General features: G+C 29.8%; 24 protein-coding genes and 1 tRNA gene. 15 read left to right on the top strand and 10 right to left on the bottom strand.

Features of this window, described 5'->3' with window-relative positions:
- The first annotated feature begins 87 nt into the window (after positions 1-87).
- The 10 genes from ACUXZJ_RS13075 to ACUXZJ_RS13030 all read left to right on the top strand — a co-directional run bounded on the left by ACUXZJ_RS13075 (position 88) and on the right by ACUXZJ_RS13030 (position 8,629).
- Complete coding sequence (locus tag ACUXZJ_RS13075) at positions 88-714, top strand: Crp/Fnr family transcriptional regulator (protein WP_060382431.1); 627 nt, start codon at positions 88-90, stop codon at positions 712-714.
- Between the two features lie 66 nt (positions 715-780).
- The gene (locus tag ACUXZJ_RS13070) at positions 781-2,202 is read left to right on the top strand and encodes an MBL fold metallo-hydrolase (protein WP_060382430.1); all 1,422 of its coding nucleotides are present in this window, start codon (positions 781-783) and stop codon (positions 2,200-2,202) included.
- An 86-nt stretch (positions 2,203-2,288) separates the two neighbouring features.
- The gene (locus tag ACUXZJ_RS13065) at positions 2,289-3,701 is read left to right on the top strand and encodes an MBL fold metallo-hydrolase (RefSeq protein ID WP_060382429.1); all 1,413 of its coding nucleotides are present in this window, start codon (positions 2,289-2,291) and stop codon (positions 3,699-3,701) included.
- An 8-nt stretch (positions 3,702-3,709) separates the two neighbouring features.
- Complete coding sequence (locus tag ACUXZJ_RS13060; RefSeq protein WP_060382428.1) at positions 3,710-3,910, top strand: hypothetical protein; 201 nt, start codon at positions 3,710-3,712, stop codon at positions 3,908-3,910.
- Positions 3,903-4,205, top strand: coding sequence for a thioredoxin (trxA, locus tag ACUXZJ_RS13055; RefSeq protein WP_060382427.1), 303 nt, complete (start codon positions 3,903-3,905; stop codon positions 4,203-4,205). Before ACUXZJ_RS13060 ends, trxA begins: the two co-directional genes overlap by 8 nt.
- A 207-nt stretch (positions 4,206-4,412) precedes the next feature.
- Complete coding sequence (locus tag ACUXZJ_RS13050) at positions 4,413-4,601, top strand: hypothetical protein (protein ID WP_060382426.1); 189 nt, start codon at positions 4,413-4,415, stop codon at positions 4,599-4,601.
- A 393-nt stretch (positions 4,602-4,994) separates the two neighbouring features.
- Entirely contained in the window at positions 4,995-6,467 is a 1,473-nt protein-coding gene (gene guaB / locus ACUXZJ_RS13045) for an IMP dehydrogenase (protein ID WP_060382425.1), read from the top strand.
- Positions 6,468-6,678: 211 nt separating this feature from the next.
- Positions 6,679-7,116, top strand: coding sequence for an acyltransferase family protein (locus tag ACUXZJ_RS13040; protein WP_060382424.1), 438 nt, complete (start codon positions 6,679-6,681; stop codon positions 7,114-7,116).
- A 63-nt stretch (positions 7,117-7,179) separates the two neighbouring features.
- Positions 7,180-8,010 (top strand): IS982 family transposase, encoded by an 831-nt coding sequence (locus ACUXZJ_RS13035; RefSeq protein WP_060382423.1) that lies wholly within the window; start codon positions 7,180-7,182, stop codon positions 8,008-8,010.
- Between the two features lie 4 nt (positions 8,011-8,014).
- Positions 8,015-8,629, top strand: coding sequence for an acyltransferase family protein (locus ACUXZJ_RS13030; RefSeq protein WP_060382422.1), 615 nt, complete (start codon positions 8,015-8,017; stop codon positions 8,627-8,629).
- A gap of 23 nt (positions 8,630-8,652) precedes the next feature.
- Here ACUXZJ_RS13030 and ACUXZJ_RS13025 read toward each other — a convergent pair whose 3' ends face one another.
- Entirely contained in the window at positions 8,653-9,678 is a 1,026-nt protein-coding gene (locus ACUXZJ_RS13025; RefSeq protein ID WP_060382421.1) for a threonine aldolase family protein, read from the bottom strand.
- Positions 9,679-9,801: 123 nt separating this feature from the next.
- On the opposite strand from ACUXZJ_RS13025, the gene prfB reads away from it, so the two are divergent.
- The 4 genes from prfB (at position 9,802) to ACUXZJ_RS13005 (ending at position 13,964) form a co-directional block, all read left to right on the top strand.
- A protein-coding gene (gene prfB, locus ACUXZJ_RS13020; RefSeq protein ID WP_123862016.1) for a peptide chain release factor 2 occupies positions 9,802-10,897 on the top strand; the annotation gives its coding sequence in 2 pieces (ribosomal slippage) (positions 9,802-9,864 and positions 9,866-10,897; 1,095 coding nt in all).
- 257 nt (positions 10,898-11,154) lie between these two features.
- Positions 11,155-11,775, top strand: coding sequence for an L-threonylcarbamoyladenylate synthase (locus ACUXZJ_RS13015; RefSeq protein WP_063743831.1), 621 nt, complete (start codon positions 11,155-11,157; stop codon positions 11,773-11,775).
- 164 nt (positions 11,776-11,939) lie between these two features.
- The gene (proC, locus tag ACUXZJ_RS13010; protein ID WP_063743832.1) at positions 11,940-12,740 is read left to right on the top strand and encodes a pyrroline-5-carboxylate reductase; all 801 of its coding nucleotides are present in this window, start codon (positions 11,940-11,942) and stop codon (positions 12,738-12,740) included.
- A 264-nt stretch (positions 12,741-13,004) separates the two neighbouring features.
- Complete coding sequence (locus ACUXZJ_RS13005) at positions 13,005-13,964, top strand: hypothetical protein (protein ID WP_063743833.1); 960 nt, start codon at positions 13,005-13,007, stop codon at positions 13,962-13,964.
- A 391-nt stretch (positions 13,965-14,355) separates the two neighbouring features.
- Here ACUXZJ_RS13005 and ACUXZJ_RS13000 read toward each other — a convergent pair.
- The 4 genes from ACUXZJ_RS13000 to ACUXZJ_RS12985 form a co-directional block, all read right to left on the bottom strand.
- A tRNA-Tyr gene (locus ACUXZJ_RS13000) sits at positions 14,356-14,436 on the bottom strand.
- Between the two features lie 404 nt (positions 14,437-14,840).
- On the bottom strand, positions 14,841-16,244 hold the full coding sequence (lpdA, locus tag ACUXZJ_RS12995) for a dihydrolipoyl dehydrogenase (RefSeq protein ID WP_060382416.1): 1,404 nt from the start codon (positions 16,242-16,244) through the stop codon (positions 14,841-14,843).
- Positions 16,245-16,330: 86 nt separating this feature from the next.
- On the bottom strand, positions 16,331-16,771 hold the full coding sequence (locus ACUXZJ_RS12990; protein WP_060382415.1) for an META domain-containing protein: 441 nt from the start codon (positions 16,769-16,771) through the stop codon (positions 16,331-16,333).
- The gene (locus ACUXZJ_RS12985; RefSeq protein ID WP_060382414.1) at positions 16,761-17,213 is read right to left on the bottom strand and encodes an Lrp/AsnC family transcriptional regulator; all 453 of its coding nucleotides are present in this window, start codon (positions 17,211-17,213) and stop codon (positions 16,761-16,763) included. Before ACUXZJ_RS12985 ends, ACUXZJ_RS12990 begins: the two co-directional genes overlap by 11 nt.
- Positions 17,214-17,342: 129 nt before the next feature.
- Here ACUXZJ_RS12985 and ACUXZJ_RS12980 point away from each other — a divergent pair, with 129 nt between their 5' ends.
- Complete coding sequence (locus ACUXZJ_RS12980) at positions 17,343-19,511, top strand: S9 family peptidase (protein ID WP_063743834.1); 2,169 nt, start codon at positions 17,343-17,345, stop codon at positions 19,509-19,511.
- A gap of 397 nt (positions 19,512-19,908) precedes the next feature.
- On the opposite strand, the gene ACUXZJ_RS12975 is transcribed toward ACUXZJ_RS12980, so the two are convergent.
- The 5 genes from ACUXZJ_RS12975 to hemN all read right to left on the bottom strand — a co-directional run bounded on the left by ACUXZJ_RS12975 (position 19,909) and on the right by hemN (position 25,130).
- A complete protein-coding gene (locus tag ACUXZJ_RS12975; RefSeq protein ID WP_060382412.1) occupies positions 19,909-21,024 on the bottom strand; it encodes a peptidylprolyl isomerase in 1,116 nt (371 codons plus the stop codon).
- A 19-nt stretch (positions 21,025-21,043) separates the two neighbouring features.
- Positions 21,044-21,640 carry a gliding motility-associated peptidyl-prolyl isomerase GldI gene (gene gldI, locus ACUXZJ_RS12970; protein ID WP_060382411.1) on the bottom strand — a complete coding sequence of 199 codons (597 nt, stop codon included), beginning with the start codon at positions 21,638-21,640 and terminating at the stop codon, positions 21,044-21,046.
- The gene (locus ACUXZJ_RS12965; protein ID WP_063743835.1) at positions 21,637-22,647 is read right to left on the bottom strand and encodes a DHH family phosphoesterase; all 1,011 of its coding nucleotides are present in this window, start codon (positions 22,645-22,647) and stop codon (positions 21,637-21,639) included. The genes gldI and ACUXZJ_RS12965 overlap by 4 nt, the downstream gene beginning before the upstream one ends.
- Positions 22,648-22,987: 340 nt before the next feature.
- On the bottom strand, positions 22,988-23,647 hold the full coding sequence (locus ACUXZJ_RS12960; protein ID WP_088466830.1) for a hypothetical protein: 660 nt from the start codon (positions 23,645-23,647) through the stop codon (positions 22,988-22,990).
- A gap of 118 nt (positions 23,648-23,765) precedes the next feature.
- The gene (gene hemN, locus ACUXZJ_RS12955) at positions 23,766-25,130 is read right to left on the bottom strand and encodes an oxygen-independent coproporphyrinogen III oxidase (protein ID WP_060382408.1); all 1,365 of its coding nucleotides are present in this window, start codon (positions 25,128-25,130) and stop codon (positions 23,766-23,768) included.
- Between the last annotated feature and the right edge of the window lie 26 nt (positions 25,131-25,156).

Genomic DNA, 25,156 nt, shown 5'->3' with positions numbered 1-25,156 from the left:
TGCACAAAGTAGTAAATTTTAATGAATTTTTAAATTTAAAAGATGAGATAAGTAACCTATATTTGTATTGTGTTTTTTTAATTTTTTATGAAAGATATAATCAAGCTAAATTTTCCCAATTTTAATCCTCAGTTAATAGAAGAAATAGAAGAAAACGCGTATATACAGAATATGAAAGCAGGTGAAACAATAATGCGTTCAGGTCAGTTTATTCGACATACCGTTTTAGTTGTAAAAGGGAAGATAAAATTATACCGTGAAGATGATGAAGGAAATGAATATTTTATGTACTATCTCCAGCCAGGACAAGCCTGTGCTATTTCTATGATTTGTGCTACTAAAGAAGAAACGAGTGCTTTAATGGCTAAAGTGGTTGAAGATGCAGAACTTATTATGATTCCTCTTGCATTAATGGAAAAATGGATGAGTAAACACCGTTCTTGGTATGAATTTGTTATTGAAACTTACAGAAGTCGCTTCGAAGAAGTGTTAACGGTGATAGATAACATAGCTTTTAAAGCAATGGATGAACGCTTAGAGTTTTATTTAAAAAGACATCGAGATGCTTGTAATTGTAACGACATAAAACTCTCACACCAAGAAATAGCATCCGAACTAAATACTTCCAGAGAAGTGGTGTCGCGTTTGTTAAAAAAAATGGAACAACGAGGTTTAGTTAAGCTATATCGAAGCCATATTGAAATCAATTTCTAAGAGCTGACTTTTGTCAGCCTTTTTTTTAAAATCGTATTTTACCTTTGCTTTTTTGATAGAAGCACAATGAAAATAGAACAAATCTACACCAAATGTTTAGCTGAAGCTTGCTATTATATAGTTTCAGAAGGTGAAGCCGTTATCATAGACCCCTTAAGAGATATACAACCCTATTTAGATCGTTTAGAAAAAGATAAAGTTGTTTTGAAATATATTTTTGAAACTCATTTTCATGCTGATTTCGTTTCTGGACATTTAGAATTAGCTCGTGCTACAGGTGCAACTATAGTAATTGGTCCTACCACCACAAAAACAGGATACCCATGCCACATAGCATTTGATAATGAGATGTTTTTATTTGGTAAATCATCAATTAAACTAATTCACACACCAGGACATACTTTAGAAAGTTCTTGTTTGTTGTTAATAGATGAAAATCAGTTAGAAAAAGGAATTTTAACAGGAGATACTCTTTTTATTGGAGATGTAGGAAGACCTGATTTAGCTCAACATGTTATGACAGAGTTAACACAAGATAAACTGGCTCGTCTATTATATTATTCATTACGAAATAAAATTCTTCCTCTTCCTGATCATTTAATTGTATATCCTAATCACGGGGCAGGTAGTGCTTGTGGAAAAAATATGAGTAAAGAAACCACAGATACATTAGGTAATCAAAAAAAAGTAAATTACGCCTTAAATCCTAATTTAACAGAAGAAACGTTTGTACAAACCGTTTTAGATGGGTTAATGCCACCACCGCCTTATTTTCCTAAAAATGTATTACTAAATATAAAAGGATACGAAAGTTTATACTCAGTAATAGACAGAAGTCATAAAGAAATAGATATAATACAATTCGAAAAATATATAGAAGAAGATCCTACAATTCTACTATTAGATGTTCGAAATTCTGATCAATTCGCGAAAGGATTCATTCCTAACAGTATTAATATTGGATTAAATGGAAATTTTGCACAATGGGTAGGAGAGCTAATACCTAATATAGAACAAAAAATACTACTAATAACAGAGAATAAAGAACAATCTTTAGAAGCAATCATTCGCTTATCTAGAATAGGTTTTGATCAAACGATTGGTTATTTAAAAGATGGATTTAAAAGATGGGTGAGTTGTAATAAACCATTTCATACGATTCAAAGGATAAAAGCAATTGAGTTAAGTACAATCCTAAATAAAAATTCATATATAATAGATGTCCGTAAGATAAATGAATATAATTCTCAACACATAATAAATAGTATAAATATTCCACTACATCAATTAGAAATAAAATTAGATAAAATTCCACGAAATAATACGTTTTTTATACATTGTGTAGGAGGATACCGTAGCATGATCGCAGCCTCTATACTATATAAAATAGGAATTACAAATTTTATAGAAATTGAAGATGGTTTTAACGGAATAAAAAATACAAAAATTACATTATCTGATTATTATACTCAAACATGTATGCTTTAACTAATATATATAAGGGAAAGGTTTGTAACTATTATCACTATTTGTTATAAAAATAAATAGTACTTTTGTAAACCAAATTGATAATAATGCAGATAGAACAAATTTATACAGGTTGCCTAGCCCAAGGTGCCTATTATATTACTTCAAATGGTGAAGCCTTAATTGTGGATCCTTTGAGAGAAGTACAACCCTATTTAGATCGTCTTAAAAGAGATAATGTTGTTTTAAAATATATTTTTGAAACTCATTTTCATGCTGATTTCGTTTCAGGACATTTAGATTTGAGTAAAGCTACAGGAGCGCCTATAATATATGGTCCCACTGCGAAACCAGAGTTTGACGCAATCATCGCGCAAGATGAACAAACATTTTTAGTAGGTAATATTACTATTAAGGTTTTACATACCCCAGGTCATACTATGGAGAGTACAACTTATTTATTAATAGATGAAAATGGAAAAGATCATGCTATTTTTTCAGGAGATACTCTCTTTATTGGAGATGTGGGACGACCTGATTTAGCACAAAAAGCAGCTAATATGACACAAGAAAAATTAGCAGCAACATTATTTCATTCATTAAGAAGTAAAATTATGCCACTTGCTGATGATGTAATAGTATATCCAGCCCATGGAGCTGGTAGTGCCTGTGGTAAAAATATGAGTAAAGAAACTATTTCTACAATAGGACAACAAAAACATAATAATTACGCTCTTCGTTTTGATATGAAAGAGTCTGAATTTGTTGCTGAGGTTTTAGATGGATTAACTCCTCCTCCTGCATATTTTGGAATGAATGTAGCAATGAATAAGAAAGGATATACAGCATTTGAAAAAGTACTAAATAATGGTTTGAGATCTTTGTCTGCCCAAGAATTTAACGATTTAGCAGATAGAAAAGCAGCAATTGTTCTAGATACAAGACCTCCTTCCATATTTTGTTTAGGTCATATACCTCAGTCCATTAATATAAGTATAACAGGAGATTTTGCTCCTTGGGTAGGCACACTTATTGCAGATGTAAATCAACCTATTCTTATAGTTTGTGAAGAAGGAAAAGAAGAAGAAACAATAATAAGACTTAGTAGAGTAGGTTTTGATAATCTTTTAGGGTATTTAAAAGGAGGAATTAATGCGTGGAAAGAATCAGAAAAAGAAACAGACCAGATTAATAGAATAAAAGCAGAAGAATTTGCTCAAAAAGTAAATCTTAAAACAGATAAAATCATTGATGTTCGTAAAGAAAACGAATACCAAGCAGAACATCTAGAAGACTCTTACAACAAACCACTTGCTTATATTAATGATTGGATAAGTAGTATTAATCCTAATGAACATTTTTATATACATTGTGCAGGAGGCTATCGTAGTATGATTGCAGCATCAATACTACAAGCCCGAGGCTATCGAAATTTTACAGAAATAGAAGGAGGTTTCACAGCTATTTCCAAAACTGATCTTCCAAGAACTGATTTTGTCTGTAAGAGTAAAACCTACTAAATTTAGATATGAAACGATTTTTTTTAAATTGGAATATAATCCGTTTTTTTCGTTTAGCATTAGGAGTTTTTTTAATATTCCAAGCATTCGAAACTCATCAGTGGATTTTTTTAGGATTTGCAATATTCTTTTTATTTCAAGCAGTTTTTAATTTGGGATGTACCTCAAACACTTGTCAAATTCAATTAGAAGATAAAAAAGATGAATGATTCATTTTTAAATATTATTAATAAAGATAAACCTGTATTAATTGACTTTTTTGCTACTTGGTGTGGCCCTTGCCAAATGTTAGCTCCCATTTTAAAAGAAGTAAAAGAAATATTAGGAAATGAAATTGATATAATAAAAATAGACGTAGATAAAAACCAAGAATTAGCAAGAAAATATCAAATAAGAGGAGTTCCAACTCTAATACTCTTTCAAAGAGGACAACCTATATGCCGTCAATCAGGATTACTTCAAAAAAATGAAATTATAAAAATGATAAAAGATAAAATCTTATAAAGTTATGTTAAAGAAGCATTTTTCTACTATTTTAGATAGTATATTTGATCTTGTAGCAAGTTACTATTACTACTATTATAAGTAGGACATCGGAAACTTGTTATATTACCTCTAGGCTTTAAAACTAAATTTATGTAATATTTTAATTAAGAGTTTTAGCAGGTAAATTTATTTAAAACAAAAAAAATAACTTTTAAAATTTTTATTATGAAAAAACTAATTTCATCAGTAGCATTAGTAGCATTTGTATTTTCTTCTAGCGTATTTGCACAAGAAGTAAAAGAAGAGAAAAAAGACAAGAAAGAAAAAATGGAAAAAACTTGTTCTAAAGGAGATAAAAAAGCATGTACTGATAAAAAAGCATGTTGCACGAAAAAAGCAGAAAAAAAAGCTTAATAATTTAAGTTCTTAAATTATTAAGTTGATTAACCTAAAGAGGATGTTCTCTAAAAATTAAGAATCTTGTTATTTAACTTTATTTTATTCGAAAAAAAAGTATACTCTTATTAAAATCGAATGAATAAACGAATTATAGATTATTTTTTTTAGACATCCTCTTTTTTTACTTTGAAAATATTTTAATGGAAGTTCATCTTGAAATTTTACAATCTTCTGGTCTTGAAGATGATAAAAGAATAAGTTGAATGCTAGGCGGTTATTTTACATATCCATACTTCTTTTTTTGTAATAATTTTAGAAATATTTTCTTACTGTTTAGAGGAAAAAAAATAATTGATAAAAGTTACACTTAAATTCTTATATTTGTTCGCAATTTAATCGTAAATTGCAATGAACGCACACACAACTAAAATTATCGGTGAAGGACTAACTTACGATGATGTATTGCTTATTCCTAACTACTCACAAGTACTTCCTAGAGAAGTAAGTATTCAAACAAAATTTACTAGAAACATTAGCCTAAACCTACCAGTTGTTTCCGCTGCAATGGATACCGTTACGGAAAGTGCAATGGCTATAGCTATGGCGCGAGAAGGAGGAATAGGAGTTTTGCATAAAAACATGTCAATTCAGCAACAAGCAGCAGAAGTTCGTAAAGTAAAAAGAGCAGAAAGCGGAATGATTCTTGATCCTGTAATATTAAACCTTACAGCAAATGTAGGAGATGCTAAAAATGCTATGAGAGAATATGGCATAGGAGGGATTCCAATAGTAGATCAAAATGGAAAGCTAGAAGGAATTGTTACAAATAGAGATTTACGTTTTGAAAAGAATAACCAAAGAAGTATCGTAGAAGTGATGACTTCAACTAATTTGGTTACAGCTCCAGAAGGAACAACCTTAGAAAAAGCAGAAGAAATCTTACAAGGTAATAAAATAGAAAAATTACCAGTTGTAAATGCTGAAAATAAATTAGTAGGTCTAATCACTTTCAGAGATATTACAAAACTTACTCAAAAACCAAATGCTAATAAAGACAAGTACGGACGTTTACGAGTAGCTGCAGCTTTAGGTGTTACAGTAGATGCTGTAGAAAGAGCAGAAGCCTTAGTAAATGCGGGTGTTGATGCCGTTATTATAGATACAGCACATGGTCATACAAAAGGAGTTGTAGAAGTCTTAAAACAAGTAAAAAATAAATTTCCAGAACTTGATGTAGTAGTTGGAAATATTGCAACACCAGAAGCAGCATTGTATTTAGTTGAGAATGGAGCTGATGCCGTTAAAGTAGGTATTGGACCAGGTTCTATTTGTACCACTAGAGTAGTAGCAGGTGTCGGTTTTCCTCAATTTTCTGCTGTTCTAGAAGTGGCAGCTGCACTAAAAGGAACTGGGATTCCTGTTATAGCGGATGGAGGAGTTCGTTATACAGGAGATATTCCTAAAGCAATAGCAGCAGGAGCTTCTACAGTTATGTTGGGATCTTTATTGGCAGGTACCAAAGAATCTCCTGGAGAAACTATTATTTTTGAAGGTAGAAAATTCAAATCTTATAGAGGTATGGGATCAGTAGAAGCTATGAAAGAAGGCTCTAAAGATCGTTATTTTCAAGATGTTGAAGACGACGTAAAAAAATTAGTTCCAGAAGGAATTGTAGGGAGAGTACCTTATAAAGGAGAACTAAATGAAAGTATGCTTCAATTTATAGGAGGATTACGTGCAGGAATGGGATATTGTGGTGCAGCTACTATAGAAGAATTACAAGAAAAAGGAAGATTTGTCCGAATTACTTCAAGTGGTATAAGTGAAAGTCATCCCCATAATGTAACCATTACAAAAGAAGCTCCTAATTACTCACGCTAATAAAGAGTTATTTAAAATAAAAAGGGAAGAGTGTCCCAAAAAGTACCAATTCAACGTCTAGTTTATTATTTCGATAATGGTAGAATATTTTAGTATTGTGTAATTTGTTTCAACTATTTTGTTGTCTAATTTATACTCTTTTGTAAATGAATGGGTTGATTTTTTTGGGATACTCTTTTTGACTAAAATAAAAACAAATAAGACTAACTAAATGAAAGAGTATTATCCTAGTTTAACTGGAATACGCTTTATAGCTGCCAGTATGGTTTTTTTTCATCATTTTAATCCTGTTTCAACAAGAACATCATTCCCTTTTTTATACGATTGTTTTACTGAAATGCACATTGGTGTTACATTATTTTTTTTTCTAAGTGGATTTTTAATTGCAGATAGATATTATGATCAAAAAATAAATTGGAAAATTTATTTTATTAATAGATTCGCAAGAATTTATCCAAGTTTTTTTATTTTAACTACGTTTACTTTTTTATACATCTACTATAAAACGAATACATTTAATATAAAATTATATTTGCTGAATATAACCTTTATAAAGGGTTTTTTTAATAATTTAAAATTTACAGGAATTGCTCAGACTTGGTCGTTAACAGTAGAGGAATTTTTTTATTTAATTCAAGTTGCTAGTTGATATTTATAAAAAACAAAGCAAAGGTTAAGTAATTTTGTTTTGTGAACCAAAAAAACAACACCAATGCTTTGCAAAGACAAAATTATATCAATTTTTTGTTTAATTGATGATATTTTAAAAGGAATCGAACATCCAGAAGATATAAGAAGACAGGTTAGCGATAGTGAAATTATTTTAACTGCGATTGTGTCATCAACAAGCTTTTATGGAAATCATAGTTCAGCTATAAAGTTTATGAAACAATATGGATTTATACCAAAGATGCTTGACAAGAGTAGATTTAATAGAAGATTACATAAGATTGGAAGTTTGCTTTATGAGTTATTTGAAATAATAAGTTCATATTTTAAAGATTTATGCTGTGAGATGCAGTATATCATAGATTCATTTCCAGTTGCTGTTTGCAATAATATGAGGATTTCGAACTGCAAAATCCTCAAAGAAGAAAAATGGCGAGGTTACACAGCAAGTATGCGAAATTATTTTTATGGAGTTAAAGTACAATTACCTACCACAAAAAATGGAATCCCAATAGCTTTTCATTTTACACCAGGAAAAACAGCAGATGCAAAAGCACTAGGAAAAATGATTGATAAATTACCAGTAGAGGCTTCAATATATGGAGATAGTGCTTATACTGATTATAGTTTAGAGGATGCTGTATATAAGAGAAGATGTATTTCATTAAAAATTCAGCGTAAATCAAATGCTAAAAGAATGGATACTTTAGAACAAAAAAATGAAAAACTAAAAATGAGAAAAAGGGTAGAAACAACAATAAGCGATATTAAAAAAATGTTTCCAAGAACTATACATGCAATAACTTTAGAAGGTTTTCTAATAAAACTTACATTATTTGTCTTTGGCTTGCAATTAAATAAATCAATTAACTAGCAACTTGAATTATTTATTAGCACCTTTCTTTTTTATCTTTATTAAGAAAAAAGGATTTTCTATTTATTTTTTACCTATTATTTTTATGATCTTAGGACTAATATTTTATAGAAATGATATAAACTTTATGTTGGATTTTACTTTTTTTGGTCGATCTTTCGAATTTTTTTCGGGAATATATCTAGCCTTATTTTTAAAAAAGAATGATAAAGTTTCTTTTACGATTAATATAACTTATATTGGAATTCTATTTACTTCTATTGGCCTTTTGGGATTAGTATATTTAAAACCGGGAGAGGGATTGTATGGTAATGATCTTTTACTTGGTAAAATTATAAATACTATTTTTTTCCCATTATTTGCCTTTACACCACTTTTTATAGGTTTAATAAAAGAAAAAACTATTATTAGAAACTTTCTTTCAACTCAAATAGTACAAATTTTAGGAAAGAGTTCCTATGCCTTTTATTTGATTCATTTAGGCCTCTTTTATGATTTTTTTCATAAATACTTTAATTATTGGACGGTTTTTATACTTATAAATTTTATATCAATATTATTCTATAGTAAAATTGAAAATTTGTTTAATAATCTAATAAAACGAATCTTAAGTACCTAAGTTTATAAATCTTTTTAAGAAAATTACATAGCAACTTTTGGAAGTATATCTAAAACATACTCATGCATGACTTGACGATAATCCAAATGAGTTACCATTCTTAATTTTCCTTGTCCCATTGAGCTTATATGTATGGCTCTGCTTTTTAGTTTTTCAAGGATCATTCTTTCGTCTAAGTAAGATTGTATAGAGAAAATAACAATATTTGTTTCTACAGGTTCCACAGAAGCTACCCAAGGTAATTGTTTTAACATTAAGGCCAGCTCTTGTGCTCTTTTATGATCTATTTTTAATCGTTCAAGATGATTATCTAAGGCATAAATACCAGCAGCGGCTAGATAACCTGATTGACGCATACCACCACCCAGTATTTTACGAATGCGAAATGCTCTTTGAATTGTTTTTTCGTCTGAAATTAATAAAGATCCTATAGGAGCTCCTAGACCTTTTGAAAGACATACGGATATTGTATCAAACAATTCTCCAAATTGCCTAGGTGATTGTTCTTTAGCGACTAAAGCATTCCAAATACGAGCGCCATCTAAATGATATTTAAGATTATTTTGAATACAAACTTGTTTTATTTCTTTTAACGTTTGAATGTCATAACAAGCACCACCTCCTTTATTAGTTGTATTTTCTATACTTACAAGACTGGTTTTTGGAGCATGATAAAACTCAGGATCATTAATGGCTTTTCGTACTTGATCTGCATTTATCATTCCTCTACATCCTTCAACCAAGTTTAGAGAACAACCACTGTTAAAAGCAGTTCCTCCTCCTTCATATAAATAAATATGAGACCAACGATCACAAATAATTTCGTCTCCTGGTTGTGTGTTTAATTTAATTGCGGTTTGATTAGCCATGGTTCCAGAAGGGAAAAATAAAGCCGTTTCCATTCCAAATAAATTAGCAACCTTACTTTCAAGAGCATTAACTGTTGGATCTTGTTTGTATACATCATCACCTACTTTCGCATTATACATAGCATGTAACATTTCTTGTGTAGGTTTTGTAACGGTATCACTTACCAAATTTATTTCCATAATTATAAAAGGATTGGTACTTTTGTTGAGGAAATGACTCTGTATGTTTACAGATAATGTTCCAAGTAAATACAAAAATAGTATTTTAATTTTTTTTTAAAACTCCAAAAATAGAAATTTATTATGACAAATGCCGATCAAATTAAAGGTATTATAGAACGCCTAGGTGCGTTGAGGAGGTATCTTTGACATAGATGCTAAAATGATTGAGATTACAAATGAAGAAGAAAAAACATTTGCACCAGATTTTTGGAACAATGCCAAAGAAGCAGAAGCCATTGTAAGAAATTTGCGTTCTAAAAAGAAATGGGTTGAAGATTATAATAAAGCTGTTGATTTTACAGATGAACTTCAAATAGCATTTGACTTTTATAAAGAAGGTGAATTTACAGAAGAAGAATTAGATGATCTTTACTTTCAAACTATAGAACACATAGAGCATATAGAATTTCGTAATATGCTTTCTGACGAAGGAGATATAATGAGTGCTGTATTACAAATTACAGCTGGAGCTGGAGGAACAGAAAGTTGTGATTGGGCTAGTATGCTTATGCGTATGTACTTAATGTGGGGAGAAAAAAACGGATACAAAGTAAAAGAATTGAATTTTCAGGAAGGTGATGTAGCAGGAATTAAGACGGTTACTTTAGAATTTGAAGGAGAGTTTGCATTTGGATACCTCAAAGGTGAAAATGGTGTTCATCGTTTGGTTCGTATCTCTCCATTTGATAGTAATGCGAAACGGCATACCTCTTTTGCGTCAGTTTATGTATATCCTCTCGTAGATGACACTATTGAAATTGAAATAAGTCCTTCAGATATTGAAATTACTACCGCACGTTCAAGTGGTGCAGGAGGACAAAATGTAAATAAAGTAGAAACAAAAGTTCAATTATTGCATAAACCTACGGGTATTCAAATTCAATGCTCTGAAACTCGTTCACAACATGATAACCGTGAAAGAGCTATGCAAATGTTACGATCACAATTATATGAAATTGAATTAAAAAAACGTCTTGAACAAAGAGCAGATATTGAAGCCAGTAAAATGAAAATTGAATGGGGGTCACAAATCAGAAATTATGTTATGCACCCTTATAAATTAATTAAAGACGTTCGAACACAATATGAAACCAGTGATGTAGAAGGTGTTATGAACGGTAATTTAGATTCGTTTTTAAAAGCTTATTTGATGATGATGGGGCAAAAAGAAGAATAGTATAAATTCATAATTAATAAAGAGGTTGTCCTGAACATTTTAAGACAACCTTTTTACTGCTGAAATATTTATAATACCCATGGGAAATCATTTTCTATAAACGATTCTTAGATAAAAGAAGCTTTAGGAAAGCCTTTTTTTAAAATAAAAATTTAAACAAATTAATATTCTATTTTTTTATAGAAACTAAAAAAAGTAAATTTAGACTAACTTATATTTTATAAGTTTACTAAATTGACAATGCTAATAAAAACGATATGGCTCAATTTCTAAAAATTTATCCTCAAAATCCAAATGAAAAAGAAATAGCAAAAGTTATTAAGGTACTACGAGAAGGAGGACTTATTATTTATCCTACAGATACTGTTTATGGTTTAGGATGTGATATAACTAATACCAAAGCTCTAGAACGAATAGCTAAAATAAAAGGAGTTAAACTTGAAAAAGCAAATTTTTCATTCGTTTGTAGTGATTTAAGTCATATATCTGATTATATCAAACAAATAGATACCACTACCTTTAAAATTTTAAAAAGAGCTTTACCAGGTCCTTATACTTTTATTTTACCTGGAAACAATAATTTGCCAAAAGAATTTAAAAAAAGAACTACAGTTGGTATTCGGGTACCTGATAATACAATAGCTATTGAAATTGTAAAACAATTAGGAAATCCCATTGTTTCTACATCAATTCATGACGAAGATGAAATTATTGAATATACGACAGATCCTGAATTAATTTTTGAAAAATGGCAAAATATTGTTGATTTAGTTATTGATGGTGGTTATGGAGATAATTATGCTTCTACTGTAATAGATTTATCAGGTTCAGAACCCGAAATCATTCGAGAAGGAAAAGGAAGTTTGGATATTTTTTAAATAAAATATCCTAAAAGTTAACAAATTTTTTATTTAAATAAAAGAGAAGCTCGAATGAATTAAATGAATGAAGCAAGTTGCATAACGTGATTTTTCTGTCGTCGAAGAGATAAATTAAATGTTAAGTAACTGCTTTTTAGATATCCATTTTAAAAATAATAAAAATGAAAATAGCAATAGTAGGCTATGGGAATTTAGGGAAAAATTTTGCAGGAAGTTTTGTTAAATCTCATTTTATAAGAAAAGAAGACATTTTTGTTTATACACGTACATTGCCAAAAAGAGAAGATTGTTTTTTAATTCCTTTAAATAATTTTTCTACAGATCATTTTCCTTTTACTGAAGAAATAGATATTCTTATATTAGCTGTAAAACCACAAGAATTTGAGAAAGTAGCAAAGGTTTTACGTGATAAGTTAAATAAAGAAATAATTGTCCTATCTGTAATGGCAGGTGTTTCAATTCAAAAAATAGCTAATTTATTACAAGTAAACAAGATTGTTCGTTCTATGCCTAATTTAGGAACTCAGATAGGGCAGGGGATGACTGTATTTTCAGCATCAGATACAATAGATAGAAAAGAGTTATTTATCATTCAAAATTTAATCAATACTACAGGAAAATCTATTTATGTAGAAAATGAAGGAATGTTAAATCCAGCAACAGCCGTGTCAGGTAGCGGACCCGCTTATGTTTTTTATTTTATGAATGCTATGATACAAGCGGCAAAAGAATTAGGTTTTTCTGATGCAGAGGCAGAATTGTTAGTGCATCAAACTTTTTTAGGAGCAGTAAGTCTAAAAGCATCTCTTGGATTGTCTAATGATGAATTAATTAAAAAAGTAGCTTCAAAAGGAGGAACTACAGAACAAGCTATTCTAATTTTTAATAAAAATAGTTTGAGTAGCATTATCAGTAAAGCTATTGAAAAAGCTAATTTAAAATCAATAGAATTAGGAGATTAACTTTTATGGTTTTTGTAGTTGTAAAATTCTATAAGAAATAATGTAGATGATAAAATAAAAAATGATGATAAAATAAAAAATGATGATAAAAGAATGTTAGAGAATATGGTTTAATAATTCTAACAAGCACTGTACTTGAATGGTTTAAAACTAAGTGAATTTATTCAATATGATTTTTATGGCTTAATCAATATAAATAAAGAGTATAAAGATTTTAATAATTATAAACAATAACGGTTGCATAATTAAATTGTAAAAAATAAAATGAAAGGATTTAAGATTTTAATAGTGGGCATTTTGTTGTCAGGATTTGAAAATATAAGAGGACAACAAACTATTAATAATGTTAAGATAGGACTAGAAGACCCTGTATATGGAGTTGTCTTAGATGTAGATACGTATGCTAAAAATTATACAGGAGGATGGGCTAGGGCATTTTGGATTGGTGAATATGGAAAACCTATATCAATGGCATTTGGTTCGTATGGAAATGCTTTAAATGGAAATTTAGACTTGTCGTATACTTTTATAGGTAAAGATTGGGATAATACGTATATGACCTTTTTACCTAATAAAAAAATAGGAATTGGTACCAATTCTCCTACTGAAAGATTACAGGTTATAGGAGGAATTATGTCTGGAAATGAAAATGGAACAGGAGGAAGTTTATTTTTAGGAAATAGTTCTCATGGTTTAAAAAGAACTTCTAATGATGTAGAAATGTATACTCATGGAAATGATGGGAACTTAATATTTCATACTTTATTTAATCAGGAAAGAATGCGAGTAACTTCTGATGGAAATATTGGTATTGGAACAAATATTCCTGCAGCAAAATTAGATGTTAATGGGACAGCAATTTTTAAAAAGATAGGAATTGGTACCAATAATCCAGATGAAATGCTTGCGGTAAAAGGGAGTATTCATGCACAAGAGGTACGTATTGATCAAAAAATACCTGCAGATTATGTTTTTGAAAAATATTATAACGGAAAATCTATTTTAAAAGCTGATTATAAAATGCCTACTCTGGCAGAAATTGAAAAATATACTAAAGAAAACAACCATTTACCTAATATCCCATCTGCTAAAGAAATTCAAGAAAAAGGCCTTCAAATAGGGGAAATGACCAATTTGTTATTACAAAAAATAGAAGAATTAACACTTTATATGATAGAACAACAAAAACGGATAGAATTTTTAGAATCTAAGTTGATCAAATAAAATAAACGCATGATTAATAATGTTTTTAGCTGTAAAAAAATAGAAGGATGGGTTTTTATCTATCCTTTTTTATTATAGATTCTAATTGTCAATCAGTCTTCAATTATTTCGAGATAATAGGAGTATTTAATGCTTCGGCAGAAATAAAATTCAAGAACTCCTTATAAACTATAAATATATAATGAGAAATCTTTTTAATGCAAAAATAAAAGCCTTCAGAAATTCTTCTTATTCAGATTGTCCAATCTTTTTTTAGACTTGCAAATTTATATGCCTAATTTGTCAAATCCACAGGTTTTGGACTTGATCCACTTGATTCTTTAAAACTTTTGTTCTTGATTCTTTGCTGCATAAAAAAAGCTGTCTTTATGACAGCTTTTTTTATATTTAGTGGGGAGAGCAGGATTCGAACCTGCGAAGGTTTCCCAACGGATTTACAGTCCGTCCTCGTTGGCCGCTTGAGTATCTCCCCATCACTTGACCGTGATTGCTTAATTGCAGTGCAAAAATACGACTGTTTTTTAGATAAACAAGCTTTTTTGTGGCTTTTTTTTTGTTTTTTTTGTAAGTTATTGATTTTTAAGAGGTATTGTTTAGGGAGCTTTTAATCTGTTTTGTATTTTTTGTAAATAAACAGAATTTTATAAGTGTTTATTCAAAATTTACTGATAAAAATTGAATTGATTTTATTTAGAACTGTATACAGTAAAACGATCTTCGTATAAGTTATTTAGGCTTTTGATGATAAGAATGAGGTGTCTTAAAAGTACAGAATTTTATTATTTCGATTCTAAGGGATAAATCACATATTGTCGAAGTATTTAAGTTGTACTTTTTAGACACCCATCTTGATATTTTTATGTAATAATGATAAGATTAGATGTGTAATGCTCTTTTTCCAGTAGCGTCTAAAGCAGCTTCTTTGATTGCTTCTGCAAAAGTAGGGTGAGCATGTGACATTCTTGAGATGTCTTCTGCACTAGCACGGAATTCCATAGCCGTAACAGCTTCTGCAATTAAATCAGCAGCACGAGCACCAATGATGTGTATTCCTAATACTTCATCAGTAGTAGAATCCGCTAATATTTTTATAAAACCATCAGTGTCGGCACTTGCGCGAGCACGTCCTAGTGCTTTGAAAGGAAAGTTGCCAACTTTATAGTTTTTACCTTCGGTTTTTAGTTGTTCTTCTGTTTTTCCTACAGCTGAAACTTCTGGCCAAGTATATACTACTCCTGGGATTAGGTTGTAATCAATATGAGGTTTTTGTCCAGCTAAATATTCAGCTACCATAACACCTTCTTCTTCTGCTTTGTGTGCTAACATGGCTCCTCTAATTACATCACCAATGGCATAAATATTAGCAGTGGATGTTTGTAAATGATTATTTACCTCTATTTGTCCTCTTTCTGTGAGTTTTACACCAGCTTTATCAGCATTTAAACCATCTGTATAAGGACGACGACCTACGGCTACTAAGGCATAATCGCCTTCCAAAATAATTTCTTGTCCTTTTGTATTATCAGCTTTTACAATTACTTCATTTCCATTACGAGACACTTCTTTTACTTTGTGCGAAGTATAGAATTTCATGCCTTGTTTTTTTAATACTTTAGTTAATTCTTTAGATAAAGCACCGTCCATGCCTGGAATGATTCTGTCCATGAATTCAACTACTGATACTTGAGCTCCTAAGCGTAAGTATACTTGACCTAATTCTAAACCAATTACTCCTCCACCAATGATGATTAAGTGTTTAGGAACTTCGGGTAGTTTTAGAGCTTCAGTAGAAGTAATAATTCTTTCTTTATCAATTTTGATGAAAGGTAAACTAGATGGTTTTGAACCTGTAGCAATAATCGTATTTTTTGCTTCAATTTTTTCGATAGAACCATCTTCTTTTGTTATGTTTAAAGTAGTTGCGTTTTCGAATGATCCAACACCTTGAAATACGGTAATATTGTTTTTGTCCATTAAAAATTTAACGCCACCACAAGTTTGATCTACTACAGATTGTTTGCGTTCAATCATTTTTTGAAGGTTGATTTTTACATCACCTGAAACTTCAATTCCGTGATCTGCAAAGTGTTGTAATTCTTCATAATGATGAGAAGAAGCTAATAATGCTTTTGAAGGTATACATCCTACATTTAAACAAGTACCTCCAAGAGTGGTATATTTTTCAATAATAGCCGTTTTCATTCCTAGTTGTGCGCAACGAATTGCTGCTACGTATCCACCAGGACCTGAACCTATTACAACTACGTCAAATGAGCTCATAAATATTTATTTTTATGTTGTTTTAAAAAAAATTAATTGCAAAATTAGTAATTTATAATATAAAAAATTAGGATAATTTGTGATATTTAATCCCAATCAGCGGCAACAAAACGCATTTTTTTTTCCCCATTTATAAAAAGTTCTAATTGATGTGCTTTTGTAGTGTTAAAACTATTAACCTTTGATATTAATTTTATAAAAATTTCTTCTATTTCTATAGTTTCTTTACAAAACATTTTGGTTGAAATAATATTAGTGGTAGAAAATGTATTAGAGTTTTTAAGACGATAACTAAAACTAAATTTATTACAACCTAAGTAGGCTGATGCTTCTCCTTTTTTTATAGTCATATCAATATACGCATTATTTTTTATAAGTATTTCAGAAGGGATTGAATCCATTTCTACAAGCATCCATTTTCTATTAAGATGTCTTTCTTTTTCATTAATTACTTTGGAGTAGCAAGAAAAAAAGAAAACGATAAAAGTTAAAATGATACTTTTTTTTATTAGTTCTTTAAATATCATAAACAGTTGTGCTTTTTACTTCTCCAATCATAAATGAAGAATGAGTACTTCCAATGTGTTTAATAGATGTTAGTTTGGTAACCATAAACTCTCTATATTCTTCCATATCTGCCACACAAATTTTTAAGATATAATCATAATCACCGCTGACGTGAAAACATTCTAAAACTTCATTTAGTTTTAGAATAGCATTTTCAAAATCAGCAATAAACTCATGATTATGTTGTATTAGTTTAATATGACAAAAAACGACATAACTTTTGTTTATTTTTTTTCGGTCTACTAATGCTACATATTTTTTTATGGTACCGTCTTTTTCTAATTTTTTTATGCGTTCGTAAACTGCGGTAACGGATAAATTGAGTTTTCCAGAAAGTTCTTTTGTGGTTTGTTTACTATCTTCTTGAAGTAATTTCAATAATTTTTTATCTATGATGTCCATTTGTTTAAAAATTTTCTTTAAAAGTATTCTTTTATATTTATATTTAGAAAAAAAAACTAAAACTTTTGATTAATATTTTAACTTATCAAGTATTCTTATTTTTGGAAATAATTTACAAAAAAATAATTAATGAAAAAATACACTTTTAGTTTGCTTTTGATTGGGGGTATGACATTTGCACAAAAGTTGACTATTGAGGAGACAGTTACAGGAGGAAGAAAGTTTGCTCCCAGTACACAATTAGCGCAACAATGGCGTAAAAATTCAAAAGCAATTACTTATTTAAGTTCAGATTTTTCAAATTTATTAGAAAAAAGTGCTTCTAATGGTTGGAAAGAGACAATTTTGACTACAAAGCATGATTTTGAAACAGCTTTAAAGACTAAAATAAATTCAGATGATTTTTTGTTAAGAAGTTTTCCAATGTCTATAGAATGGAAATCTATTGATACATTTGAAACAGAAATATCCGGTAAAAAAAATAATTATAAGGTAACGTATGATGTTGTTAATAAGGAAATTATAAATGTTATAACTTATAGTAATGAAGGGAATCAAGTAAAATTTGCATCCAATGGAAATGTAGCTTGGCTAAAAGATAATAATATAAAAGTTACATCTTTTTCTGGAAATGTAATAGAGGTAACAAATGATGCAGATAAAAACATTGTAAATGGCTCTGATTACGTACACCGTCAAGAGTTTGGTATTGATAGAGGAATGTGGTGGAATGAAGCAGGAACACAATTAGCTTATTATCGTAAAGACGAAACCATGGTGGCTAATTATCCGTTAACAAACTGGAATGAGCCAGAGGCGGTTAATAAAGATATTAAGTATCCAATGGTTGGAATGAATAACGAAAAAGTTTCTTTAGTTATTTTTGATTTGGCTTCTAGTAAAAAAGTAACAATGCAAACAGGAGAATCAAATGATCAATATTTGACAATGGTTTCTTGGGAACCAACTGGAAAACATATTTTTATAGGTATTTTAAATAGAGAGCAAAATCATTTAAAATTTAATAAATATGATGCAAAAACAGGTGCTTTTGTAAAAACTCTGTTTGAAGAAAAAGCCTCTACTTGGGTTGAACCACAGCACGCATTGACTTTTGTACCTAACAATTTTTCTCAATTTATTTACCAAACAGATTTTAATGGATTTAATCAAATGTATTTATATAATACGGATGGTAAATTATTAAAGAATTTAGGGTATAATGATGTAGTAGTGAAAGAATTTTTAGGCTTTGATGAAAAAGGACTAAAAGTGAATTATATAGGAACAGCTAATAATGGTTTAGATCGCCAGTTATACCAAGTTGATTTACAATCTGGAAAGACAACACAATTAACAATTATTTCAGGAACTCATACAGCTTCCGTTTCTTCAGATGGAACGCTGGTATTAGATCAATATAATAATATTACAACGCCAAATGAAATTTCAGTAGTTGATATTAAATCAAAAAAAACAACGCAATTGTTAAAAGCTGATAATCCTTTTGTAGGAAAGATTGATATGCCTAAAATAGAATTGGTAACTATAACTTCTGCTGATGGGAAAACGCCTTTAAACGGAAGAATTATTTATCCAGTTAATTTTGATGCTACTAAAAAATATCCTGTAATGTTATATGTTTACGGAGGTTCTCATGCTCAATTGGTTAATAATCGTTGGTTAGGAGGAGCTAGTTATTTTGATTTATATATGGCTCAAAAAGGATATGTGGTATTTACTATAGATAATCGGGGTAGTGATTCGCGTGGTAAAAAATTCTGTGATGTAAATCATCGCCAGTTAGGAGTGAATGAGATGGCAGACCAAATGGAAGGTATAAAATTCTTAAAGACAAAATCATTTGTAGATCAAGATAAAGTTGGTGTTTTTGGATGGAGTTTCGGTGGGTTTATGACGACTAGCTTAATGACAAGTCAAGTTGATACTTTTAAGGTAGGTGTTGCTGGTGGTCCAGTAATTGATTGGAAATACTATGAGATCATGTATGGAGAGCGTTATATGGACACGCCACAAGAAAATCCAGAAGGTTATAGTAAAACCTCTTTGTTAGATAAAGCTAAAAATTTAAAAGGACGTTTGTTAATCATTCACGGAGCTCAAGATCCTGTAGTGGTACAGCAAAACAGTATGAATTTTATTGAAGCTTGTATTAAGGCAGGTAAACAGGTAGATTATTTCTTATATCCTAATCACGAGCATAATGTAGGAGGAAAGGATAGAATTCATTTATATGCTAAAATTGCTGATTATTTTGATACACATTTAAAGAAATAACATATAAGTTTTATGCAAATATTTTTTTGAGTAAAATTCTAAAATCCGTTTTATTTTAAACGGATTTTTTTATGATTTTAGATTATGTTATGAGAAGTGAATTTCCTAAATTCCCTAGTATGTTATTCAATTTTAAAATAAAATGATAAGATTTTAAGATCTAAAAGGTGAAAAGGAAATGGTTTTTAATTCAAAATCACTTTTGGAGAATCAGTAGTATAGATAGAAATTTATCTAATAAAAATAAGGATTATAATATGGAAAGGGTGTCTTAAAAGTTTGCAGTCTTATTTCTAAAAGGAGAAATGACTATTTTATAATAGGCTTCTCCTGTCGTTTTAAGGACTAAGTTACTACCTACTTTTTAGACACCCGCTTGTGTATGATTTATATTTATCTATTTACTAGGAGTTGCTTCTGGCATTTTCTCTAATAATTCAAGTTCGAAAACTAAGTTTGTGTTAGGAGGAATTACACCACCTGCTCCTTGTGCTCCATAACCTAAGTTAGAAGGAATAAATAAAATAGCTTTATCTCCGAGGTTCATCTTTTCTAATCCTTCTAAAAAGCCTGGAATTAACCCTTCTTTTTTACCAGCTTGAAAAGGGAAGGGTTGATAAGCTTTAGCTGCTGCTCTACGTTCGTCTAGTTTACCAAAATCTTTTGCTACTTGTTCGTAACTAGTATCAAATAGAGTTCCATCTTCAAAATAACCTGCATAATGAACGTATACAGTAGATCCTGTTTCTGGTTTTTTGCCTGTTCCTTTAGAAACTATTTGGTATAATAAGCCTGTATCTGATTTGGTAGCGTTTGTTTTTGTTTGAGCAAAATAAGCAGTTTTATTAGCTTTTACTTTTAGTAATTTAGCTTCTATTTCTTTTTGTGCTTTTATTTCTTTATCAACACTTTCTTTGAATACTTTTGCTGCATCAAATTTTTTAGCTTTACTACCTTTTCTAATGATAGTTATTTTATTGATTTTATCATCTTGAGCAATTTTATTTACTATTTCTTGTCCTGTTATAACATGACCAAAAACTGTATGACGACCATCTAACCAAGGAGTTGCTTTATGTGTAATAAAAAATTGGCTTCCATTAGTACCTGGTCCTGCGTTAGCCATAGAAAGGATTCCAGGACCTGTGTGTTTTAGATCTTGTACGATTTCATCTTTAAATTTATATCCAGGACCTCCGCTTCCGTTACCATCGGGATCTCCTCCTTGAATCATAAAGTCGGCAATTACACGATGAAATTTTAGTCCATCATAAAAAGGTTTTCCACTATATTTTGTATCTACCATAGGATTTTTACCCTCTGCTAAAGAAACAAAGTTAGCTACTGTAATAGGTGTTTTTTCAAATTCTAGTTGTACGACTATTTTACCTTTATTTGTTTCTATTTCTGCAAATAATCCTTCGCCTGTTTGATTTTCACCTTTTGAATTACAAGATGAAAAAGAAAATAAAAAAGTAAAAAGACTTAAAATTAAACTTATCATTTTTCTCATTTTAGTTAATAATTGATTTTTAGTTATTATTTTTTTCTATATCCGAAGGAACAATAGTTTTATTGTTTTTTTCCTTTTTAATATCGTTTAGTGTAATTGTACAGATCAAAGGTTGGTTGATGCCTATTTTATTATTGTCTCCGTGGTATCCAAATGCTAGGTGAGAAGGCAATAAGAAGGTTACTTTTTCACCTTTTTGCATTAACTTTATTCCATCTTGAAGCCCTTTTATAAAATCTTGTTGATCTACTTTATATATTTGGGGTTTTAGCTCGGCTTGGGTATAAATTATTTTTCCTTTTATATCTTTAATTTCATAATCAAAAAATGTAAGATCACCTTTGATGGGTTTGGGGGCTTCGGTTGTATTTTTGATATTATAAAAATACCAATAGCCTTTTGTAGAAGCGGTATACTGATGAGCAGTATCTTTTTTGATCATATTAAGGATCGTTTCTTCTTCATTTTTGTTTAACTTTTTATTACGATCAATAGATTGTTTCATGAATTCCCCTGTTTTGTGTGATATAGGTTTTCTAGCTTCTTGTTTCTGTGTACAACAAGTAACTAAATTCATGTTAAGGATTATAAGGGGAATGATTTTTAGTGTTTTCATTTTCTTGTGTCTTTAACAATGCTAATAAATTGATTTACGGTTTCTTCTAAATTTAAAGTTGATTTTCCACCTGCTGCGTTTAAATGTCCTCCGCCATTGAAATATTTTCGAGCAAACTGATTAACGTCAAAATCACCTTGGGAGCGGAATGAGATTTTAATGATTCCTTCTTCTTTATTTTCGATAAAAATAGCAGTAAAATCAATTCCTTTTATACTGAGACCGTAATTTACAAATCCTTCTGTATCACCTTTTTGATATGAAAAAAGGTTTAATTCTTCTTGAGTTAAAGTGATGTAAGAAGTTTTATAATCTTGCATTATCTGCATATTCTGCAGAGCTTTTCCTAATAATTGTAATCGGTTATAGGAACTAGTATCGAAGAGATTGTTGTGTATTTCAGCATTTTTAATTCCTCTTTTTATTAAATCAGAAGCTACTTCATGTGTAGTACTTGTAGTAGATGAAAATCTAAAAGAACCAGTATCTGTTACTAATCCTGTATAAATACAGGTGGCAATTGTACTATCTATTAATTTTTCATATTCCATGTGATGTATAAAATGATATACCATTTCACAGGTAGAACTCATAGAAGTATCAGAATATTTATAAAAAGCATAAGAATCAGGTAATTGATGATGATCAATCATGACAAATGTTTTATCAAGGGTAGATAAAAAACGTTCCATTAGATCACCTGTTCTATGTAAGGCATTAAAATCGAGTGTAAAAACTAAATCAGAAGAATTAAGTTGTTCTTGACAAAATTGTGTTTCTTTTTCGTATATCAAAACATTTTCAGAGTTAGGAAGCCAAGCTAAAAAGCTTGGAAAATCATTAGGCGCTATTACTGTAGCTTTGTGTCCTAACTGTTTTAGGAAGTGATATAATCCTAAAGTTGAGCCCATAGCATCACCATCTGGGTTGCGATGAGGTATAATTGTAATATTTTTTGGGCTAGCTAATAAATCTTTTAAAGCTATAATTTCATTTGCATTCATGATAATGCCAAAAATAGTATTTTTTTATTCAAATATGTACTATGGATTTATAAAGATTATAGAGTTTTTATAATTTTATTTTGAAGTGCAATCATAAAATCATTTTTTTTGATCTTATTTTTGGTATTTTTTACATTTATTGGAGTATATTTTCTATGTGAAAAAAGGGGATAAAAGAGCGTAATTTCATCTTGATTTGAGGAAAACTCGAACGAAGTGAATAGAAAAAAAATATGATACTGATCAAGAGATTTTTCCTTTCGTCTAGGTGAGAGACTGACGTTAAGTTACTGTTTTTTAGATCCCCTATTTTAATTAATTGTTAAAGATTTTTTATTTCGAATTATTTTTGAAAATAATCAGTTTCTATTCCATTAGATTTTATTTTAATGAGGGTTGGGGTTTTATTTCCTTGACAGAATATGGTATCGATTCCATTTGTATAGTTTGCGCCTTTTGACCAAGCTTCAATTTGATTATATATGGTTGTTTTTCCAGATTTTGTAATACGTAATAAATTTATTTTTTCTGTATTTATATAACTTAATTCAATTTGATCATTTTTGTCTTTTCCGTTAATTGCTATTGTGTTTATAGGACTTATTAAAACAAGTTTTTGATCTTTATTATCTATTTTTAGAATAGCATTATCTCCATTACATTCTAAGTTATATTTGTTGTCTTGGTAAATGGCTCCTTTAGACCATGCTTCTTTTTGTGGTAGAATAACTAATTCTTTTTCGTCTAATGATATAATAGCCACTCTTTTGCCTTCTTTTTCAGTATGATAGATGGAGTAGTTTTTGCCATCAAGAGCTTTGTAAATATAAGTATTACTAGCTTTTTCGATAATTTCATTATTAGTAGCTGTTTTTTCAGTGTTTGTAGTATCTACTTTTGAGAGTGTATCATTTTTACTAGTATTATTTGTTTCAGGAGTAATTTCTTTTTTACAATTTAAAAGGCATAATAAAAGGCCTAAGCTCAATGTTAGTTTTTTCATATTTTTGTTATCTATAGTTATTACAAATTTAAGCCTTTTTAATTATTTTATGATTTCTAAAAATGAATAATTAAATGTAGAAAAATTTAATACTGAAAAATTTGTTTGTTTAATGATATTAAATAGTCATAGAAAATAATTGGGTTTGAGGTGCTTTTCTTTTTAATCTTAAATCAAATGCCATACAGATATTACGAACAAAAGGTTTTCCTTTTTCTGTTACGGTTATAGCATTGGATTGAAGAACAACTAGTCCATCTAACTCCATTTCTTTTAATTGAATAAGAATTTGAGGCATATCATCTAGATATAAATGATTAGTATCCCATGAGGTAGTAAATTGACACATTAGATTAAGTATGTGTTTGCGGATTACTAAATCTTCTTTTGATAGGATATGACCTTTAGAGATAGGAAGTGTATTATTTGCTAAAGCGTTATAGTAGTCTTCAATCGTTTTTTCGTTTTGAGCAAAACTATACCAACTATCGCTAATAGAAGAAACTCCTAGACCTATCATTAATTGGGTTTTAGATGCCGTATATCCCATAAAATTACGATGTAATTTTCCTTCTTGTGAAGCGATATAGAGTGAATCTTTTTTTCGTGAAAAATGATCCATTCCAATCTCGTGGTATCCTTTTTTATATAAGAGTTGTTTGCCTACCTCATATAATTTTCTTTTTTCTTCGTCTTTAGGTACATCTTCGTCATTAAAGCCTCTTTGTCCACTGCCTTTTATCCAAGGAGTATGAGCATAGCTATAAAAGGCTAATCGTTCAGGTAAAAGTGATTTGGTTTTTTCAATAGTGTCTACTATATTTTCTATTCCTTGAAAGGGAAGCCCAAATACTAAATCGTGTGATATAGAGGTATATCCTATTTCTCTTGCCCATAAAGTTACTTTGGCTACATTTTGAAAAGGTTGAGTCCTATTAATAGCTTTTTGAACTTTTTCACTATAATCCTGAACGCCAAAGCTTACTCTACGAAATCCTAGATTATAGAGGGTTTGTAAGTGAGCTCGTGTTGTGTTATTAGGGTGTCCTTCAAAACTAAATTCATGATCAGGAGCTATTTGAGCTTTTGATAAAATTCCATTAATAAGTAAAGTGAGATTTTCATTAGAGAAAAAAGTAGGCGTGCCACCACCTAAGTGAATTTCTTTTACGATTGGGGTTTCTCTAAAAAGAGAGCAGTATAAATCCCATTCTTTTAATAGGGCTTCTATATAAGGTTTTTCTACTTCGTGACGTTTAGTAATACGTTTGTGACAACCACAAAAAGTACAAAGACTTTCGCAAAAAGGAAGATGAATATACAGGCTGATGCCTTCTTTCTTATTGCTTTCGTGAAATGATTTCAATACTGTTTTTGTCCATTCTGTAGCAGTAAATTCATGATTTTCCCAATAAGGAACGGTTGGATAACTGGTGTATCGAGGACCAGGTACATTATATTTTTGTATTAATGATGTTGACATACCTAATAATTTACATTATCAAAGGT

The sequence above is a fragment of the Flavobacterium sp. TN-1 genome, from assembly GCF_052828645.1.
The sequence above is the reverse complement of the archived record's forward strand: the minus strand, read 5'-3'. Positions and strand labels throughout refer to the sequence as shown.